Origin of the sequence: Cellulophaga sp. F20128 (genome assembly GCF_023015805.1) — a bacterium.
Classification (GTDB): domain Bacteria; phylum Bacteroidota; class Bacteroidia; order Flavobacteriales; family Flavobacteriaceae; genus Cellulophaga.
Genome location: NZ_JALKBA010000002.1, coordinates 185,140 through 205,849, shown reverse-complemented (window position 1 = coordinate 205,849; position 20,710 = coordinate 185,140). Strand labels below are relative to the sequence as shown.

Sequence of the window (20,710 nt, the reverse complement as noted above, 5' to 3'; positions counted from 1 at the left end):
TTTTACGTGCTATAAACGCTACTATTTCCAAAACTCATCAGCAGTGTTATCTATAAATTTTTCATCGGTGTGCAAGTTACGAATAACACTCAGCTGTTCTTTGGTTGCTATTTTTTGAATTTCATTAAAAACAACGCGTTCTTCAAACCGAATGTGCTGCTCTAATTCTTCTTCTAAATTACTCAAGGATTTTTCTAGATCTTTATCTCCTGTAAAAAGGCGCTTTAATCTCCTATGATCTGCAAGTGCACTTTTAATGTAATCTGAATCATTCCCTAAAATGGGAAATATATATTCTTCTTCTACCTTAAAGTGGTCTATGATATGATTTTTATAAAACCAATTTACATATTGTTTAATTCTATCTGGGGACACTTTCTTTGCGAATCCTGTTCTTATTTTCCAACACAATAATAACCCAAAATGATGCTCCCGGCTTATTGCTTGTAGTGCTATATCTCTTTTGATGGGTTTTTGTTTCATTATTTTATTCTTTACCCCAGTTCAGTTGTTCTTCTTTTGTCCAAAGTGATGGAAAAAATTTACGCTGCTGGAATTTAGGGTGTAAATATTTTTTCCATTTAGACCCACCCGTAGCTGCTTTGGCTTCGCCTTCTTTATCTAAATAATGAGCTGCCGTTTTTAAATGAACCATAGGCCAAACTATATTGTAAAGGTGATCAAACTCTTTTAATTTACCCTTTAATTCAGCGGATACATTTTTCATTTGAAGTAGTTTGTCTTCCACAGTATTTCCCTGCAATTTTTTTGCTAACGTTATAAAGCTATCCAAATACTTTTCCTCAAAATCTTGTAAAGTGATTGTTTTATTACCAGTCTCCCTATTTAATCCAGCATCTTTCCAATAGATATTTTCAAACAATTCTTCGATACTTGGTGTCTTGGAGAGTCTTGTTTTTCCTGCTTCATTAATTAAATTTTCTATACGAGTACAATACAGCTCCAAATATCTAAATTGTGCGCTTTGAAAACCACTTGCTGGGGTTAAAGCGGTTCTAAACACATTATAATCATCATAATTCATTCCATCTTTCATAATATCAAAAGACGATATTAGCATAGCCGTATACCGATTAAGTCGGCCTAATTTCCCAATTAAAAACGTTTCGGAAGCATCATTTTCCTCTACTATCTGCTCCAACTCATGTCGCATCATTTTTAACAGCAGTTCTGTTAATTGATGGTACATAATAAAAATAGTTTCATCCTTAAAATCTGTCTTTGGTTTTTGAAGGGACAGCAAAGTATCTACCCCTATATAATCCCAATAATTTATGGGTTTTGAATGCAAAAGCCCTTCTAGATATGTTTCTGGATTTTCTCCCAGTTGCTCATATTTTTGTTTAATCTTATTGGTTGTGTCTGACATAATCGTAAGGTATTCATTAATTTTTAAAGCGCCTATAAGCTTCTTTGTCTAATTCTTCTCTAAATTTAGGATGTGCAATAGAAATTAATGCCTTGGCTCTTTCCTGTAAGTTTTTCCCAAAAAGATTCACAACTCCGTATTCTGTAGCTACATAATGCACATGCGCCCTAGTTGTAGTAACCCCAGCTCCTTGTTTTAAAAAAGGAGTGATCTTAGAGATTCCTTTGGCGGTTATAGACGGCATTGCAAAAATAGGCTTACCACCTTGAGACAATGATGCACCACGAATAAAGTCCATTTGACCTCCTACCCCCGAATATTGCCTACTACCAATAGTATCTGCACAAATTTGTCCAGTTAAATCAATTTCGATAGCACTATTTATTGCGGTGACCTTAGGGTTTCTACGAATAATTGCAGTGTCATTTGTATAGGCAGCCTCCTTAAAATGCACCAAAGGATTATCATCTACAAAGTCGTATAATTTTTGAGAGCCCACTGCAAAACAAGTTACCACTTTTCCTTGCTTTACCACTTTATCCTCACCTGTAATTATACCTTTTTCAATTAAAGGCAATACCCCATCAGAAAACATTTCAGTATGTATCCCCAAACGCTTATGACTGCCTAAATTAGTGAGTACTGCATTAGGAATGTTCCCAATACCCATTTGTAAGGTAGCACCATCTTCTATTAAACCAGCCACGTGCTTGCCTATTTTTTGTTCTATTTCAGATATTGGGGTAATGCCGTGGGTGTGTATCGGTGTATCAACGGATATTGCGAAGTCTATATTACTACTATGTATGATACCATCGCCATGCGTTCTAGGCACCAACGGGTTTATCTGTGCGATAACTTTTTTTGCTTTTTGTATGGCTGGTAAGGTAACATCTACAGATACTCCCAAAGAACAATACCCGTGCTTATCTGGTGGCGATACTTGTACAACAGCTACGTCTAAAGGCAAAATATCGTTTCTAAACAACAAGTGAATCTCACTTAAAAAAATGGGAATATAATCGCCTTGGGTGGTGTTTACAACTTGACGAACATTACCCCCCACAAAGCAACTATTCATCTTAAAGCTATGGCTGTATGGTTCTTGTGCATACTTTGCTTTGCCTTCTGTATGAATAGAAACAATTTCTACGTTTTCTAACTCGGTATACCTATCACACAAAGCATCTATTAATACATTTGGTGTCATGGCCGCACCTTGTAAAAAAACCCTATTACCAGATACTATTAACTTTACGGCTTCCGCCGCAGATACAATATTCATTCTATTAATTTTTTTATATTAATTACATTCCACGGCGGTAGAAACCATTTCAACTACGGGTTTAGGAGACACATATGGTATTCCGAGCCCTAGCCCTCTAAGAATAAATAGCAAGCCAATAACAACCACAAAAACTGGAATTAATTGTTGTACTTTTTTCCGATTAACACCCTTTAACATGCTGCCAAAATAAACGGCAACGGTCATTAGTGGTATCGTGCCCACTCCAAAGAGAATCATATACAAAGCGCCTTGCCCCGCATTCCCCATAGCAATGGCTCCAAATAGTGCCATATACACCAAACCACAGGGTAAAAACCCGTTTAAAAATCCAATGGTTAAAAAGGTATCTGGGGTTCTTTTTTTTAGTTCTTTGCCCAATCTAGACTTCACCTTTGAAATTAGCTTGTAGAGCGGTATAGATACATTGTATTTCTGAAAAATTTTTGATGGCATTAACACAACAACAATCATCACTATTCCAATAAAGATTGATAATTTTTGCTGCAATCCAAAAACATAAAGTCCTTTGCCTAACAAACCAAAAATAAGACCTATACTACCGTAAGCCAATAACCTTCCAAAATGGTAAATAAATATTTGAACCATTTTTTTAAACGAACTATCCCTGTCTACTGGTAACATAAAAGCAATGGGACCACACATACCAACGCAGTGCAAACTCCCCATTAATCCTAAAATAAGTGCAGAAATTAACATATTTAGTAGGTAATACTTTGCTTGTGCAAATAGGTTTCTTTATTGTATTCCCAATAAATTTTAATGTCCCAACGACCATCTAACAAACGTTTGTCAGGTATGAGCAAATGTGTATTGGATAAACTTATGGGTAAGTTAAAATCCAATTGCTTATTAGATGGTCTGTAAAAGGACACTGTGCCTGTGATTTTTTCTTTATCGTGATCTTTTGGAAAATGAATTACGAGGCCTTCTTTTGTTTGTTCAACAGTAAGTTTATTGGTTAATTTTAGGGCCATGTTTGCATCATTTATTTCTTTTTGAAACCCCAACTCGGCCTTATAATACTCTTCTGTAACCAAATCGTGTTGTGCTCTATTTTCAGCATTCATTCTAACAACAAAATATAGAATAAAGCTAATAAAAGCTATAAATGCTATTACAATTCCTGTTCCCCAATTTATTTTCATAACAATTATTTATTTATAACTTCTTGGCGCCAAGAAACGTGCCGTGGTTGTTTCTACCAATTCTCCCTTACTAAACACACCAATTTTTAGTTTGTCTTTATCGCCATTTAAGACCGCATTATTTATTTCTATAAACAAGGTGCCTTCCGCTAATTCCTGGGCCAGCACATTAAAATTTTGACGTGTTACTAACTTAATTGTTCCTTTGTGGGATAGCAATTTAAAACTAACATCATCTATATCTTCACTGGTTTTATTTACCAATTTAAAGGTGTATACATTGCTAATAATATTACCTTCTTTATGTTCATACAACTGCCCTGGAAGTCTTAATATATTAGCTTCTAAATCATTCCTTAAGAATAGCATTCCGATTAACAATCCTGTTAAAATAATTAAAATGGAAGCGTACCCCTTTAGCCTTGGCGTAAATGTAAATTTTGCTTTTTTCTCTATATTATCTTCACTAGCAAATCTAATGAGCCCTTTTGGATAATTTACTTTTTCCATAATGGTATCGCACTCATCGATACAAGCGGTACAGTTAACACACTCCAATTGTGTTCCATTTCTAATATCTATACCTGTTGGACAAACATTTACACACTGAAAACAATCAATACAATCTCCATGACCTAAATCTGTTCGATCTTCATTTTTCCGGTACTTTTTCCTTCCATTTTCTCCTTCTCCTCTTTTATGATCATAGGCTACTACAATAGATTTATTATCCAAAAGCACACCTTGCATTCGCCCATAAGGACATGCTATAATACATACTTGCTCCCGAAACCATGCAAAAACAAAGTAAAAAACAGCCGTAAAAATTAATAGCGAGATAATAGTACTTGTATGTGCCAATGGCCCGTCTGTGATGTAGCCAATTAATTTATCGCTACTAATTAAATACGCTAAAAACACATTGGCAATAATAAATGAAATGATAAAAAAGAGGATCCATTTGATTACCTTTTTTCTTATTTTAACGGCATTCCACGGTTGTTTATCCAATCGGATTTGCGCTCCACGATCTCCCTCTATCCAATACTCTATTCTACGAAAAACCATTTCTAAGAATATGGTTTGCGGACACATCCACCCACAAAAAATACGACCAAATGCTACGGTAAACAAGGCAATGAAGACCACCCCAATAATCATAGAAATTACAAATAGATGAAAATCTTGAGGCCAAAACGGAAATCCAAAAATGTTAAAACGGCGTTCCAACACATTAAACATCAAAAACTGATTTCCATTTATTTTCAGAAATGGGGATACAAGTAAAAAAAACAATAGCGTATAGCTAACCCATTTGCGATATTTGTAAAATTTACCGCTAGGCTTTTTGGGATAAACCCAAGCCCTTTTACCCTCTGCATCTACTGTGCCAATTGAATCTCTAAAATTATCTTCTTCGGCCATTAGTTAAGCTATTAATTACGGATTAGATCCCAATGTTTAATATTCTTATTCCTCTACCCAAATTTCTCCTTCGGCAGCTTTTGGATTTGCTGGCGTTGTTCCTTGCATTGAGAGCACATAACTTGCTACTTGTGCACGCTCTAAAGGTTTTAAAATTTGTTTCCACGCTACCATTCCTTTTCCATTTCTACCTCCTTCAGATATGGTATTGAACACGTTTTTAATTCCTCCTCCTAGAATCCAGTGTTCATCTGTCAAATTAGGACCAATACTACCTCCACCGTCTGCCAAATGACAAGCAACACAACTAGTGCCATATATTTTTTTACCCGCTGAGATGTCTGCTGCATCTGTTAAAAGCTCTACTGTAGTAGCATCTACAAGGCCTTTTGCCGTTTTTTTATAGGCTTCTATTTCTATTTTGGCCGCTGCTACCTCCTGTTCGTATTCGGTAATTTGATTGTAATCATTAAAGACATGAAATCTTACCAGATACACAACGGCAAAGACGATTCCTGCATAGAAAAGATAGACCCACCAAGGCGGTAAATCATTATCCAATTCTTGAATACCATCATAATTGTGATCTAAAATAATTTCATGCTCTTCCTCCATATTTTTAGAGCCCAGCAACTTAGCATAAATCCTTTTACCCCATTTCCATTCAAATTTCTTGGGCTCTTGGGCTAAATATTTTTGTTTTGCTTCTTCCGGCAAGGTCTGAAACATTACATTTTCAATAGACTTTACAATAAGCTCTGTTGCTATTAATAGCAAAAGTATCAATACTAAAAAACCTAAAACAATAGGATACGCAATAAAAGCAGGTGTACCACCAGAGTCTATAAAATACTCCATCAATCCAAAAATGATGAAGAAAATTACGGGAATCCTTATCCACCATGGTGTCATATTTTTCATAGTACTATTCTTTTGTTAGGTTGGTTGTTGTATCATCTTCTAGCGGAATTTCGCTCACCTCTTTTATATGTTCTTTTGATGCGGTAAAAACCCACCAAAATAAGATTGTGAAGAACACAAAAAATATAAGTAGAGATATCATAGGATAGGTTGCTATACCTTCTATGCTTTCCATATGGCCTTTTATAAACTTTAACATATTGTTACTTTTTAGGGGTTATTCTTCGCTGTCTTTTATCTTAATGTCTGTACCCAAACGCTGTAAATACGCAATTAAAGATACAATTTCTCTATCCTTCATTTCTATAAAAGGAAGTCCGTTTTCTTTGGCATTTTGTTTATCTGCCTCATAACTTTTAGCGAAATCTGGATCTGAATACAGATTTTTTTCAATTTTTGTTGCTTGCTCATCCATCGTTTGAACGGCATTGGCAATATCTTCTTCTGTATATGGCACACCTAATGTTACCATAGCTTCCATTTTAGTTTTTATATTGCTTCTGTCATGTTCATCATGCACCAACCACTGGTAGGCCGGCATTATTGAACCAGAAGACGTACTTTGAGGATCATACATATGATTTAAATGCCAGCTATCTGAGTATTTACCCCCTATTCGTAACAAATCGGGCCCAGTACGCTTACTTCCCCATAAAAACGGATGATCATAAACAAACTCTCCTGCTTTCGCATACTCTCCGTAACGCTCTACCTCTCCCCTAAATGGGCGTACCATCTGTGAATGACAACCCACGCAACCTTCTCTGATGTATAAATCCCTTCCCTCCAATTCTAAGGGAGTATAAGGTTTTACACTCGTTATCGTGGGTATGTTGGATTTTACCAAAATGGTTGGTACAATTTGAACTATACCTCCAATTAAGATTGCTACGGTAGCTAAAATTGTTAACTGTACTGGTTTACGCTCTAACCAAGTGTGGTATGTTTCCCCTTTTGTTCTCCTTTTGGAAACTCTAGTAAGTGCAGCTGCTTCCGCTAATTCGTCTTCTACTTTTTCTCCTGAACGTATTGTTTTAACTATGTTATATAACATTATAAACGCACCCACAATATACATACTACCACCTATGGCACGCATCCAATACATTGGAATAATTTCTTTTACAGTTTCTAAAAAGTTACCGTAAACTAAGGTTCCATCTGGGTTAAATTCTTCCCACATTAAGGCTTGTGTAAACCCAGCAACGTACATTGGTAAGGTATAAAGTATTATTCCCAATGTTCCAATCCAAAAGTGAGCATTTGCTAAACCTATAGAATGCAATTTTGTTTTAAACATTTTAGGTACCATCCAATAGATCATACCAAAAGTTAAAAATCCATTCCAAGCTAACGCCCCAACGTGAACATGGGCAATAATCCAGTCACTAAAGTGGGCTATAGCATTTACATTTTTTAAAGAAAGTAAAGGACCTTCAAATGTTGCCATCCCGTATCCTGTAATGGCCACTACCATAAATTTAAGGGTAGGATCTGTACGCACCTTATCCCAAGCACCACGCAAGGTTAACAATCCGTTGATCATACCTCCCCAAGATGGAGCCAATAACATAATAGAAAATGCCACACCTAAATTCTGAGCCCATTCTGGTAATGCTGTATACAATAAATGGTGTGGTCCTGCCCAGATATAAATAAATATTAAAGACCAAAAATGCACTATAGACAAACGGTATGAGTACACTGGTCTATTTGCCGCTTTTGGCACAAAGTAATACATTAAACCTAAAAATGGTGTGGTCAAGAAAAAGGCAACCGCATTGTGTCCGTACCACCATTGCACCAAGGCATCTTGTACACCAGCATAAACTGAATAACTTTTTAAAGCACTAACAGGCAACTCTAAACTATTAAAAATATGAAGTACAGCTACGGTTACAAATGTTGCCAAATAAAACCAGATAGCTACATATAAATGTCGCTGTCTTCTGCGCAACATAGTACCAATTAGGTTCCAACCAAAAGCTACCCAAACTACGGCAATAGCAATATCTATAGGCCATTCTAATTCTGCGTATTCTTTAGAAGTACTATACCCAAGCGGTAAGGTAATGGCTGCAGCAACAATTATCGCTTGCCATCCCCAAAAGTTAAATTTACTAAGGCCATCACTAAACATTCTGGCTTTTAACAATCGCTGTGTAGAATAATACACTCCCGCAAAAATTGCATTACCAACAAAGGCAAAAATTACTGCATTGGTATGTAATGGTCTTAGCCTTCCAAAACTCAACCATGAAATACCATCGGTTACATTTGGAAAAAGAAACATAAAGGCTAATAGTAGACCTACTGACATCCCTACAATACCCCAAAACATTGTAGCATAGATAAATTTCTTTACGATCTTGTTATCGTAATAAAACTGTTGTACTTCCATAATTTAATTAATCTTAGTTTGTTTGATTTTTTTTACTTTTCTGAGTTTTTGAGTCCTCTTTTACTAGTTCATCTTCAAAAAGCATACGTACAGACGGTGTATAAGCATCATCATATTGACCGCTTTTCACCGAGACTATAAATAATATAAAGAAAAAGACCGCTACTACTATACTTATTGCTAGTAACACATAAATTACACTCATACCTACCTGTATTTCTACGACAAAAATAATATTGTTAATTTTTACAATATATGATATATATCATACTTTAAATAAATATTTGAATGGAACTTTGATCCCATTAAAAACCTTCTAGCTAAAAACTAATTATTATGAAAAATCAATTGAGCTGTTACTCGCATACCCATAAAGTTATCTACTCCCTTATTGTTATTTTACTGTTATTCTCTAGCTGTAAAAAAGCAGAAAGCGTAGCTGAAAATTCAGAAACTATAAAAACCCACGGAGAATTAGTGGCTACATTAACTTCTCCGCCTAATGTTCCCCGATCTGTTGGCAAACGCGCCGCAAAAAAATTACTAGTAAATATGGAAGTTCTCGAAAAAGAGGGAACAATGACCAATGGTGTCACCTATAACTATTGGACCTTTGGTGGTAGTGTTCCAGGTAGTTTCATAAGAACGCGTATTGGCGATGAAGTAGAATTCACCTTAAAAAACCATCCAGACAATAAACTACCACACAACATAGATTTACACGCAGTAACTGGTCCTGGTGGAGGAGCTACTTCTTCATTTGTGGCGCCTGGACACGAAATTACTTTTTCCTTTAAAACATTAAATCCTGGGTTATATGTGTATCACTGTGCAACAGCACCAGTAGGAATGCATATCGCAAACGGTATGTATGGTTTAATCTTAGTAGAACCAAAAGGTGGCTTACCTCCAGTGGATCGTGAATACTATATAATGCAAGGTGACTTTTACACAAAAGGTAAAAATGGTGAGCCTGGTCTACAATCTTTTGATATGCAAAAAGCCGTAGATGAAAATGCAGATTATGTAGTTTTCAACGGTAGTGTAGATGCACTTACAGGTGACAATGCTATTGTTGCAGAGGTTGGCGAAACAGTTCGACTTTACGTAGGTAACGGCGGACCCAATCTTGTATCCTCTTTTCATGTAATTGGCGAAATTTTTGACAAAGTACATGTCGAAGGAGGTTCTTTAGTTAATGAAAACGTACAAACCACACTTATTCCAGCTGGTGGAGCTGCAATTGTTGAATTTAAGGTAGATGTTCCTGGTACTTTTATACTGGTAGACCATTCAATTTTTAGAGCATTTAACAAAGGTGCATTAGGTATGCTAAATGTTACTGGGGAAGAAAAGAAGGACATTTACTCTGGTACTATTCAAGAAGGTATTTATCACCCTGAAGGAAGCGGTATACAAGAAATGCCTAATGGCAAAAAAGAAGTGGTTGCAGTAGAAACTGTTAAATCTCTAGAAGAGCAAATGACGGCGGGCAAACAAATTTATTCTCAAACCTGTTTTGCATGTCACCAAGCAGAAGGTCAAGGTATACCAAACGCTTTTCCTCCTTTAGCTAAGTCCGATTATTTAAATGCTGATATAACTAGAGCTATAGATATTGTATTGAATGGAAAATCTGGTGAAATAACTGTAAACGGACAGAAATACAATAGTGTAATGACCCGACAGGTAATTTCATCTGAAGAAATTGCAGATGTATTAACTTACGTATATCACAGTTGGGGCAACAACAAAACCGTTGTTACCACAAAAATGGTTAACACGGTAAAAAACAAGCATTAAAACAACATTGACAACAGTTACCAAAACTAAAAATTATGAAAACCATTGGACTTACTTTAGCCATCTTATTCCTGTCATTCTCTATGGCAGAAGCACAAGTTAGCCCAATGGTTACCATTAAAGGAGGCTCTTACATCCCTCTTTATGGCAGTGATTCTAGCCAGGTAAAAGTAAGTACGCTTAAAATGGATGTCTATCCGGTTACGAATCAGCAGTTTTTAGATTTCGTCAAGGAATATCCTCGATGGAAACGCTCTAATGTAAAAGGTCTGTTTGCGGATAAAAACTACCTTTCCACCTGGAAAAATGATACCATCTTTGGGCAAAATTTTGACAAAGATGCACCTATTACAAATGTATCATGGTTTGCTGCTAAAAATTACTGTGAATGCCAAAACAAAAGGTTACCTACCATTGATGAATGGGAGTATGCTGCAATGGCCGATGAACAACTAGCAGATGCGCGGCAAAAAGAAACCTACAACCAGTACATTTTAAGTTGGTATGAAACCCCAAAAACAAACACAAACAAGATAGGTAGTACTTTTAAAAATTATTGGGGTGTTTATGATTTACACGGACTCGTTTGGGAATGGACTGGAGATTTTAACTCGGTCTTAATCTCAGGTGAATCCAGAAAAGATGTAGACAAGGATAGTAATTTATTCTGTGGAACCGCCGCTATCGGCGCTACAGATTTAATGAACTACGCAGCCTTTATGCGCTACGCCTTTAGGGGGAGTATAAAAGCAAATTACGCCATGAGAAACTTAGGATTTAGATGTGTAAAAGAGATACCAAATGAAGAACTATAATTTGAAAAAAATTAATATTGCTCTACTTATTTTAATTACAGTAGTATCCTTTTCCTGTAAAGAAACTTCTCAAAAAGACACTGGTCTATACCAGTGCCCTATGCTTTGTGAAGGGGATAAAACCTATGCAAAACAACAGCAATGTCCAGTTTGCCATATGGATTTGACCTTGGCGAGCAACAGCCTAAGAAATGAAGGGGAAATTCCGGAAATGTCCATTTTTAATTTACCCTCAAAATGGAAAAACCAAAACAATGATACCATCTCCTTAATGGACCTCAAAGGTGACGTACTTGTTATGGTTATGATTTATACTTCATGTACTTCTGCTTGTCCCAGATTAGTTTCTGATATGAGAAGTATAGAAAAACAAATCCCTGACAAACAAAAAAACAAGGTAAAGTTAGTATTTGTTAGTATAGATCCCCTTACGGACACACCTACGCGACTAAAAGAATTTGCGAAAGAAAATCAAATGGACAATGACCAATTTGTTTTCTTAACCGGATCAATTGAAGACACAAGAGAATTTGCCGCTGCCTTAGCCGTGAGCTACAAACAGATTTCTCCAATTGATTTTTCACATTCTAACATCATCAGTGTTTTTAATACAGAAGGTGTTATGGTGCACCAACAAGAAGGATTAGGAGTTAACAATGCAGATACTGTGGCGCAAATAATTAAAGAATCAAAATAAAAAACACTATGGATACAATTAAAAACAAAACAGTGGCAGATTTGGTAACCGATAATATTAAAACTGCGGATGTATTTAAAAAATACGGCATAGACTTTTGTTGTGGTGGGGGAATCTCTGTGGAAAAAGCTTGCGCCAAAGAAAAAATAGATTTCAATACATTAGCCAAAGAGTTATTGGCCATAGATTCCAAAATTTTAATTACCCAAAACTACAAGACCTGGGCCTTAGACTACTTGGCGGATTATATTGTAAATACCCATCATACCTATGTCACGGAAGCCATCCCATTACTTATTCAATATTCAGACAGGGTTGCCAAGGTACACGGACACCATTACACCGAAGTTATCGCTATCAATAAACTCGTTCATACGATAGCAGAAGAATTAACTGCACATATGAAAAAAGAGGAGCTCATTCTATTTCCTTTTATAAAACGGATGATAGCAGAGCAAAATGGTGCAACTTACGTTAGCATACCGCCCTTTGAAAATGTTGAAGATCCCATCAAAATGATGGAAGAAGAACATGAAGTTGCAGGAGATATCTTAAAAGAAATTTCGGTATTAAGCAACAACCACACTCCTCCTGAAGGGGCTTGCAACACCTTTAAAGCACTGTATAACAAGCTACAAGAATTTGAAGATGACTTACATCAACACGTACATTTAGAAAACAATATTCTTTTTCCCAAAGCAATTCAATTAGAGAAAGAATTATCCAAAACAACCTAAAATGAACTTTCATAAAAATTATATTTTCATAGGAATGGTTTTCATCCTATCGCTATCTAACGCACAAGAATTTAACCTAGATGCAGAATTAAGACCACGATTTGAATACAGAAATGGATTCAATACCTTAACCGCTGAAACCTTTGATCCTGCTACATTTGTATCTCAAAGAACACGCCTAAATTTTGGGTATAAAAATGCCGACCTACATACCTACATTTCACTACAAAACGTAAGAACATGGGGAGATATTTCTACCTTATCACCCTCAGACAGTAATGGATCTGCTTTACACCAAGCATGGGCTGAAGCCATTTTAGGGCAGTGGCGTTTTAAGTTAGGGCGCCAAGAAATTGTTTATGACAACCATCGGATTTTTGGCAATGTTGGCTGGGCACAACAGGCACGTAGCCATGATGCTTTACTTATAAAATATTTGGCAACTCCAAAAAGCAGACTAGATATTGGTTTTGCCCTAAATGAAAATTCCGAATCAGTTTTTGAACAAGAATACACGGTAAACAATTATAAAAATTTTCAGTACCTGTGGTACAGCACGCATTTGAAACAAATTAACATAAGTCTTTTATTTTTAAATACAGGTTTTGCCTATACAGATCCAAACCAGCAAAAAGTAGCATACAACCAAACCTTTGGAATAACGGGTGATATACATAAAAACAAATGGAATGCCGATGCGTCTCTATATGCGCAAACAGGTAAAATAGAAAATACACAGGTAGCAGCATTAAATGCAAGTGCTCAAGTAAGCTATAGCCTTAATCCTAAATTTTTAGTAGGCCTCGGAGCAGAATATCTATCGGGCACAGCTATGAATGAGACCGATGGCAAATTACATTCCTTTACGCCATTGTTTGGAACCAACCACAAATTTAATGGGTTAATGGATTATTTTTATGTTGGCAATCATAGTAACTCTGTTGGTTTAGTAGATATACATGCAAACCTAAATTACACTAAAAATAAATTCTCTGCTATTTTAGCACCTCACTTTTTTAGTTCTGCAGCTACAGTGGTCGCTACTAACAACCTTGAGCAAGACTCTTATTTGGGCACAGAAATTGACCTTACCCTAGGGTACAAAGTATCTAACAACATCACATTTAACGCTGGGTATTCACAAATGTTTGCTTCTGACACTATGGAAATTATTAAAGGTGGAGATGCTTCTAAGACCAATAACTGGGCTTGGGCAATGATTACCTTTAGCCCTCAATTTTTAAGTTATACTAAAGACTAACCATTTTTTTACATCGTAAAAAGAGCAATTCTTATTCTAACCTTGCTCTTTTTACGTTAACTTTTTACCAACTAGATTGGTCGCTACCGTAGTAAATAGCACAATACTTATGGAACTTAATGGCATTAAAATAGCCGCAATAACAGGCATCAATTGTCCGGTTGTTGCAAAATACAACCCTATTACATTATACATTAACGAAAATACAAAACTGAGTTTGATAATCTTCATTGCACTTTTTGACGCTTTTATATATTGATGCAACTGTTTAAATTTTGAGGCGTCTAGGATACCATCACAGGCTGGTGAAAACACATTCACATTTTCAGATACCACAATACCCACATCGCTTTGTGCTAAAGCGCCTGCATCATTTAATCCATCGCCAACCATCATGACAGTTTTCCCTTGGTCTTGTAACCTCTTTATAAAATCTAGTTTATCTTCTGGTTTCTGATTAAAATACAAAGGGGTAAATTGTGGTAATAAGGCTTCTAAACGCTCTTTTTCACCTTCATTGTCCCCCGACAGAACACCCAAATCCAAGGATTTTTTCATTTCTCGGAACAGTTTAGAAACACCCCCTCTATACTGATTAGAAAAAACAAAGCGGCCTTTATATGCATTGTTACTACTTACATAAACAGCTGTATTTTCCTGGCTCACTGCAGCTGTATTACCCACAAAATGAGCGGAACCTATTTTAACCGTTTTATCTTCTAAAACCCCAATAATACCCTTCCCTAAATGTTCTTGATAATCATCTAAGGTTAGAATATCATGCTCAGCCAACAGATTATATAGTGTTCTACTTAATGGGTGGTTAGATCCTCTTAAGGTGTTTTTTAAAAGTGATTCTTCGTCTTCACTTAAGGGCATTCCCTCATAACTCGCTGTACTTTTTTGTGCGGTAGTTAGGGTACCTGTTTTATCAAAAATTGCAGTAGTTAGTTGAGCCAATTGCTCTATAGTTTGAGTGTTTTTTAAATAGAATTTTTTACGACCAAAAACACGCAACATATTACCTAAGGTAAATGGAGCTGCCAAGGCAATTGCACAGGGACAAGCAATTATTAATACCGCAGTAAATACGTTTATGGCTTTGCTGCTATCTACAAACATCCAAATAAAGGTAGCAACAAAAGCAATCGTTAAAACAGCTATTGTAAAACGTTGACTAATTTTATCTGTAATTGTTTGAAATTTACTGGTTTTGTCTACAGAAAAAACGGAATTCCCCCAAAGCTGAGTTAAGTAACTTTGGGAAACAGACTTTACCGCTTCCATTTCTATTGCTCCTTGCAATTGTTTTCCCCCTGCCAGTATCTTATCTCCAGACACTTTTTTTACGGGCTCAGACTCACCAGTAACAAAACTGTAATCAATTCTTGCATTCCCCTTTAAAACAATTCCATCAACCGGAATTAACTCTTCATTTCTAATTAAAAGTCGGTCTCCTTTTCTAATGCTATAAACTTGCACTGTTTCTTCTTTACCTCCAGTCAAAATTCGGGTTACAGCAATTGGAAAATACGATTTATAATCGCGCTCAAAAGATAAAAATGAATATGTTTTTTGTTGAAAAAATTTCCCCAACAATAAAAAGAATATTAGGCCGGTAAGACTATCAAAAAAACCCGTACCCCAATCAAAACTAATCTCCAAAGTACTGCGTATAAAAAGTACCAAAACACCCAAGGCTATTGGCACATCAATATTTAACATTTTAGAAGAAATGCTTTTATAGGCCGATTTTAAATAATCTTGCGCCGAATAAAAAACTACGGGTAAGGAAAAAGCGAACATTAACCATCTAAACAAATTCTTATACTGGTCTAACCAAAATTCTTGTACCTCAAAATACTCTGGAAAGGACAAAAACATAACATTGCCAAAGGCAAAACCGGCCACCCCTAATTTATAAGTAAGACTGCGGTCTACCCTCTTTTTCCCTTTATCATAATCATCCAAGGAAATATAAGGCTCATACCCAATTTTAACGAGTAAGAGCACCAATTCCTTTAAGCTTAGTTCTTCTGGATCGTAGCCTATACGAACCATTTTTTTAGGAAAATCTACCTGAGAACTACTAATTGCTTTCTGCAATTTATTTAAATTTTCTAAAATCCAGATACATGAACTACAATGTATATGCGGTATGTATAGGTTAACTATTTGATGCTTTTGGTCATTAAACTCTATCAGTTTATCTAAGATTTCTGGGGTATCTAAAAAGTTGTACTTGCCTTCCACCTCATTTGGCGTTGCTCCTGCCGCAGCTTGTAAATCGTAATAATTGGACAAGTCGTTAGACTCAAAAATTTCATAGACCGTCTTACATCCGTTACAGCAAAAATGTTTTTCATCAAACACAATTGGCACCGTATCACAAGCATCTCCACAATGAAAACATAATTCTTTATCCATTTTTAAGTATCTTAAGCAAAAAACAAAGATCTCTTATTGAATCTTTTAATTATATGACAAATATCAGCTTTCGGTCAACATAGAAGCCGTAGCTTTGCTATGTCAGGTAAAACAAAACTATGGGTAGGTGTGAAAATTGTATTATTCGTCAATTTAACTCTTTGCGAGCAATGAGCAAAGATGAGTTAAAAAAAGTATCCGATTCAAAAATTTCTAAAACTTTTAAAAAAGGGGAAGCAATTTTTGAAGAAGGCGACAGGTTAGATGGTGTATACTGTGTAAAAGACGGTGTTTCTAAATTATCCAAACTAAGTGCTAACGGAAAAGACCAAATAATAAAATTAGCAACCAAAGGAGAGATATTAGGCCAACGCTCTGTGATTGCAGAAGAATCTGCTAATTTAAGTGCCATTGCCATTAAAGATATGGACCTTTGTTTTATCCCCAAGGAAAGCATTTTACACACCTTAAACACCAACCCAAGTTTTGCGGTAGAAGTATTACGTCATATGGCGAATGATTTAAGAGAAGCAGATGATGTCATTGTAAATTTTTCTCAAAAAACAGTAAAACAACGCATTGCAGAAGCTTTTATTTACCTAAGAGATACCTTTGGCGAAGACAAAGAAGGGTACCTAACTTTAAGTTTAAGCAGAGAAGATATGAGCAATGTTGTAGGTACTGCAACAGAATCTACCATTAGAATTATTTCTGAATTTAAAAAGAAAGGAATGATAGAAACTTCCGGTAAAAAAATACGTATTGTAAGTCAGCCTAAATTAGAAACCGTTATTAGCGGTTTGTGACATTACCATCTATTTTTTTTTAAACTGATATTTATCATAGTTTAAAGACTTTACTACTGCTAATTTTACAATACTATCTTTTAAGAGCAGTTTAATGAAAAATATTCTTTTGCCTACTGATTTTTCAGAAAATGCAAACAATGCAATTTCTTATGCACTTGAGTTGTTTAAAAATGAAAAAACCAAGTTTCACATTCTAAACACTTACATTCCTGCGATACAAAACAGTCGGTTTATGGCAACTCCGTCTAAAACAGAAGTCGTTGAAAAATGTGCTCAAACAACCTCTAAAAAAGGCTTAAAAGATACGTTACGCTTTATTGAACTACACCACAACAATCCCAACCACACCTTTACGACTATTTCATCATTTGATTTATTAACACATATGGTTGTAGATCTTGTCAAAACAGAAAACATAGATTTTGTAGTTTCCGGCACAAAAGGAATCACAAATTTTGAACGCGTTTTTATTGGCGCCAATACCATGCACATAATCAATGCTATAAAAGAATGTCCAGTTTTGGCCATCCCTAATAATTCTTCTTTTTACAAACCAAAACAACTTGTATTAGCTACGGATTTAAAAAGAAGTTTAAGTATAGAAGCTTTAAAAGCATTGTTGGCCATTACAAACGCCTACAACTGCACACTACATATTCTTCATTTAAAAACGAGTGAGGTTTTAGACGAATTCCAACAATCGAATATAAAAATTCTACAGCATTGCTTGGAATCAGCAACATTAAAGCTTCATTTTCTACCCTCTTACTCCAACAAATCGGAAATTATAAGTAGTTTTATAAAGGATCACACTATTGATATGCTTCTGTTAATATACAATAACCGGAGTTACTTAGAGGACTTATTACAAGAACCCATAAAGAAGAATATGGCCTACCACACTAAAATCCCTTTATTAGTATTGCCTTGTTAATTTAACGATAAAAAAAAGCGAAGAATTAAAATCCTTCGCTTTTTTTACTTGTCTTTACTATTAAAAGTGCCATCTCACGAACGCTTCCATTGCGGCGTAACGAGACATGCCCAATTGGTCATATATATCTGCAGTTTCTCTGTTTCTGTCCTCTGCACGTTGCCAAAATTCTCGACTATCTGCTCCTTGAAAAACCACACCATCTTTTTGAGATTGATGCTTAAAGATTCCACGTCTTTTCTCCAAAACTTGGTCTGGCCCCATTGGTACTGCCATTTCAATTTCATCTATACCCCATTCTTGCCATGCTCCTCTATACAACCAAACCCAACAATCTTTCATAAAAGGTTCTGGTTTTAGTCGCGTTACCGATTCAAAAATTGCATCCAAACAAACTTTGTGGGTTCCGTGCGGATCAGCCAAATCACCAGCAGCGTAAATTTGATGAGGCTTTACCTTTTCTATAAGGTCCATAGTTAGTTTTATATCTTCTTCACCTACCGGGTTTTTCTCAATCTTCCCCGTTTCATAAAACGGTAAATTCATAAAATGAATTTGTTCATCTTTTAGACCCACATAATGACTTGTTGCTCTCGCTTCCCCTTTTCGTATTAAACCTTTAATATATCTAACTTCTGGGGTATCTATTTCACTAGCTTTTTTATTTGCAAGAAATTTAGCAGCCTTAGTATAAATATCTATAGCTTGGCCACTTTCAATCCCAAATTTCTCATTGTAATCGCATACAAAACTTGCAAATCGCAATGCTTCATCATCTGCAACCGCTATATTTCCTGATGTTTGATAAGCCACATGCACTTCATGCCCTTGTTCTTGTAATCTTATAAAAGTACCTCCCATACTAATGATATCATCATCTGGGTGTGGACTAAATAATAATATTCTTTTTTTAGCCGGAGCCGCTCTTTCTGGTCTATTACTATCATCTGCATTGGGTTTACCTCCTGGCCAACCTGTAATGGTATTTTGTAGTTTATTAAATATTTTAATATTGATATCATAGGCCGGACCTGAATCTGCCAACAAATCACTCATACCATTTTCTATATAATCTGCATCCGTAAGCATTAAAACTGGCTTCTTTAAATGTAATGCCAATGCTAATACTGCTTTGCGAATGAGTTTATCTGTCCATTCTACTTGCTCTACCAACCAAGGTGTGTTAATCCTTGTTAGTTTTGAAGACGCCTCTTTGTCTAGTACAAAAACAGCATTATTGTGTTCTTGTAAAAATGACGCTGGCACTTTATTAGTAACCTCCCCTTCTACAGACTGATTAATTATATTTGCTTTTCCTTCTCCCCAAGCCATTAAAATAACACGCTTGGCTTCCATAATTTTCTTTACACCAAGGGTAATTGCAGTTCTAGGGGTATTGCTTAATCCAGAAAAATCCTTACTTGCAGCTACTCTAGTAATATGATCTAATGCTACCAACCTAGTTTTTGAGTTTTGTAAGGAACCGGATTCATTAAATCCAATATGCCCATTACCACCAATACCTAATATTTGTAAATCTAACCCTCCTGCAGCTTCAATTTTGGCTTCATAATCACTACAATATTTTGAGATTTTACTCTTCGGTAAGGTTCCATCTGGAATGTGATAATTCTCTGGCAATATATCTACTTGATCCATCAGCAGCTCCTTCATAAAGCGCACATAACTATGCATAGAGTCTGGCTCCATTGGATAATATTCGTCCAAGTTAAATGTAATCACATTTTTAAAGCTCAATCCCTCCTCTTTGTGCAACCTTACTAATTCTGTATACAACCCTTTCGGTGTAGAACCAGTTGCCAAGCCCAAAACGCAAGATTTATTAGATTTTTGCTTTGATTGAATTAAATCTGCAATTGCTTTTGCAACTGCTTTAGAGGCCGTAGAAGAATCTTCAAAAACAACGGTATTAATATTTTCGAATCTTTTCTCAAAACCAGTGGCTTTATCTATCTTACTTTTCAACATGTTCTACGCTTTAATTTATAATTGGATTAATTAAATCATCAGTTAAAAGTCTTCGCTACTCAATTGCTGGTTTTCAACCTTTGCTGTATTCACAAAAGTCTTAAAAGACACACACCAATATAAGGTTAAAAATTGAAATTTCAGCACTACAAAAATGGTTTTTCCACTGTAAAATATCCAACATTCGTTCCGAAGACAATAAGCCGACTAAGATATAATTAACTATTAGAGGAGCAAAAAAAAATTAATAAAGTAGAAGTAAATTAACAATATATTATGAATTTATGAAATTCCTAAATTTTGGATGTCCCGAACACCATTTCGGTGAAGTGATTACTGTTATTTCTACTACTCTTATTTAGATGGCATTCCTTCGCAACCTATGATTAAAAAAAAAGTAATCACTTTTGAAAAAAAACCAAAAACTCCAAAACTGGGAGTTCCCCTATAAATGTAATAATTTATCTTTTATCAGCAGAACTGGCATTTGTAGCATTTTAAAAATGAATCTGAAAAATATTTTAGAAAAAGCAAATTGTGTTCAAGTTTAAGATTTGCAGTAAACAAAAAAAGCCTCCTTAAAATCGGAAGCTTTTTTTATCCCTGTGAACCTTAATTAATTTCAACCGGTACCACTTTAGTTAAGT

At 35.5% G+C, this 20,710-nt stretch carries 19 protein-coding genes; 7 read left to right on the top strand and 12 right to left on the bottom strand.

Going from position 1 to position 20,710, the window contains the following annotated elements; all coding sequences use genetic code 11:
• Positions 1-21: 21 nt before the first annotated feature.
• From MWU65_RS03005 to ccoS, 10 genes are read right to left on the bottom strand one after another with little or no spacing between them, the layout of a single operon-like run.
• Positions 22-483 carry a hemerythrin domain-containing protein gene (locus MWU65_RS03005; protein ID WP_247075644.1) on the bottom strand — a complete coding sequence of 154 codons (462 nt, stop codon included), beginning with the start codon at positions 481-483 and terminating at the stop codon, positions 22-24.
• 4 nt (positions 484-487) lie between these two features.
• On the bottom strand, positions 488-1,390 hold the full coding sequence (locus tag MWU65_RS03000) for a tryptophan 2,3-dioxygenase family protein (RefSeq protein WP_247075642.1): 903 nt from the start codon (positions 1,388-1,390) through the stop codon (positions 488-490).
• Positions 1,391-1,406: 16 nt separating this feature from the next.
• On the bottom strand, positions 1,407-2,675 hold the full coding sequence (locus tag MWU65_RS02995; protein WP_247075641.1) for an acetyl-CoA hydrolase/transferase C-terminal domain-containing protein: 1,269 nt from the start codon (positions 2,673-2,675) through the stop codon (positions 1,407-1,409).
• A gap of 18 nt (positions 2,676-2,693) precedes the next feature.
• Positions 2,694-3,395 (bottom strand): sulfite exporter TauE/SafE family protein, encoded by a 702-nt coding sequence (locus MWU65_RS02990; RefSeq protein WP_247075640.1) that lies wholly within the window; start codon positions 3,393-3,395, stop codon positions 2,694-2,696.
• Positions 3,396-3,397: 2 nt separating this feature from the next.
• A complete protein-coding gene (locus MWU65_RS02985) occupies positions 3,398-3,844 on the bottom strand; it encodes a FixH family protein (protein ID WP_247075639.1) in 447 nt (148 codons plus the stop codon).
• 9 nt (positions 3,845-3,853) lie between these two features.
• On the bottom strand, positions 3,854-5,269 hold the full coding sequence (gene ccoG, locus MWU65_RS02980; RefSeq protein WP_247075637.1) for a cytochrome c oxidase accessory protein CcoG: 1,416 nt from the start codon (positions 5,267-5,269) through the stop codon (positions 3,854-3,856).
• Between the two features lie 45 nt (positions 5,270-5,314).
• Positions 5,315-6,190: a cbb3-type cytochrome c oxidase N-terminal domain-containing protein gene (locus MWU65_RS02975; RefSeq protein WP_247075632.1), complete on the bottom strand. Its 876-nt coding sequence runs from the start codon at positions 6,188-6,190 to the stop codon at positions 5,315-5,317.
• Between the two features lie 4 nt (positions 6,191-6,194).
• Positions 6,195-6,389 carry a CcoQ/FixQ family Cbb3-type cytochrome c oxidase assembly chaperone gene (locus MWU65_RS02970; protein ID WP_247075631.1) on the bottom strand — a complete coding sequence of 65 codons (195 nt, stop codon included), beginning with the start codon at positions 6,387-6,389 and terminating at the stop codon, positions 6,195-6,197.
• A gap of 18 nt (positions 6,390-6,407) precedes the next feature.
• The gene (ccoN, locus tag MWU65_RS02965; protein WP_247075629.1) at positions 6,408-8,591 is read right to left on the bottom strand and encodes a cytochrome-c oxidase, cbb3-type subunit I; all 2,184 of its coding nucleotides are present in this window, start codon (positions 8,589-8,591) and stop codon (positions 6,408-6,410) included.
• A gap of 13 nt (positions 8,592-8,604) precedes the next feature.
• On the bottom strand, positions 8,605-8,796 hold the full coding sequence (ccoS, locus tag MWU65_RS02960; protein WP_247075628.1) for a cbb3-type cytochrome oxidase assembly protein CcoS: 192 nt from the start codon (positions 8,794-8,796) through the stop codon (positions 8,605-8,607).
• Between the two features lie 131 nt (positions 8,797-8,927).
• Between ccoS and nirK the strand changes: the two genes are divergently transcribed.
• The 5 genes from nirK to MWU65_RS02935 all read left to right on the top strand — a co-directional run bounded on the left by nirK (position 8,928) and on the right by MWU65_RS02935 (position 13,904).
• Entirely contained in the window at positions 8,928-10,394 is a 1,467-nt protein-coding gene (nirK, locus tag MWU65_RS02955; protein WP_247075622.1) for a copper-containing nitrite reductase, read from the top strand.
• A 107-nt stretch (positions 10,395-10,501) separates the two neighbouring features.
• The gene (locus MWU65_RS02950) at positions 10,502-11,209 is read left to right on the top strand and encodes a formylglycine-generating enzyme family protein (RefSeq protein WP_247075901.1); all 708 of its coding nucleotides are present in this window, start codon (positions 10,502-10,504) and stop codon (positions 11,207-11,209) included.
• A 157-nt stretch (positions 11,210-11,366) separates the two neighbouring features.
• On the top strand, positions 11,367-11,906 hold the full coding sequence (locus tag MWU65_RS02945) for an SCO family protein (RefSeq protein WP_247075900.1): 540 nt from the start codon (positions 11,367-11,369) through the stop codon (positions 11,904-11,906).
• An 8-nt stretch (positions 11,907-11,914) separates the two neighbouring features.
• A complete protein-coding gene (gene ric, locus MWU65_RS02940) occupies positions 11,915-12,643 on the top strand; it encodes an iron-sulfur cluster repair di-iron protein (protein WP_247075620.1) in 729 nt (242 codons plus the stop codon).
• Position 12,644: 1 nt separating this feature from the next.
• Entirely contained in the window at positions 12,645-13,904 is a 1,260-nt protein-coding gene (locus MWU65_RS02935) for an alginate export family protein (protein WP_247075619.1), read from the top strand.
• Positions 13,905-13,955: 51 nt separating this feature from the next.
• On the opposite strand, the gene MWU65_RS02930 is transcribed toward MWU65_RS02935, so the two are convergent.
• A complete protein-coding gene (locus MWU65_RS02930; protein WP_247075617.1) occupies positions 13,956-16,331 on the bottom strand; it encodes a heavy metal translocating P-type ATPase metal-binding domain-containing protein in 2,376 nt (791 codons plus the stop codon).
• Between the two features lie 170 nt (positions 16,332-16,501).
• Here MWU65_RS02930 and MWU65_RS02925 point away from each other — a divergent pair, with 170 nt between their 5' ends.
• Positions 16,502-17,137 (top strand): Crp/Fnr family transcriptional regulator, encoded by a 636-nt coding sequence (locus tag MWU65_RS02925; protein WP_247075615.1) that lies wholly within the window; start codon positions 16,502-16,504, stop codon positions 17,135-17,137.
• 94 nt (positions 17,138-17,231) lie between these two features.
• Positions 17,232-18,074, top strand: a complete 843-nt coding sequence (locus tag MWU65_RS02920; RefSeq protein ID WP_247075614.1) for a universal stress protein — start codon at positions 17,232-17,234, stop codon at positions 18,072-18,074.
• Positions 18,075-18,134: 60 nt separating this feature from the next.
• Here MWU65_RS02920 and nagB read toward each other — a convergent pair whose 3' ends face one another.
• On the bottom strand, positions 18,135-20,063 hold the full coding sequence (gene nagB, locus MWU65_RS02915) for a glucosamine-6-phosphate deaminase (RefSeq protein ID WP_247075612.1): 1,929 nt from the start codon (positions 20,061-20,063) through the stop codon (positions 18,135-18,137).
• Positions 20,064-20,710: the final 647 nt, after the last annotated feature.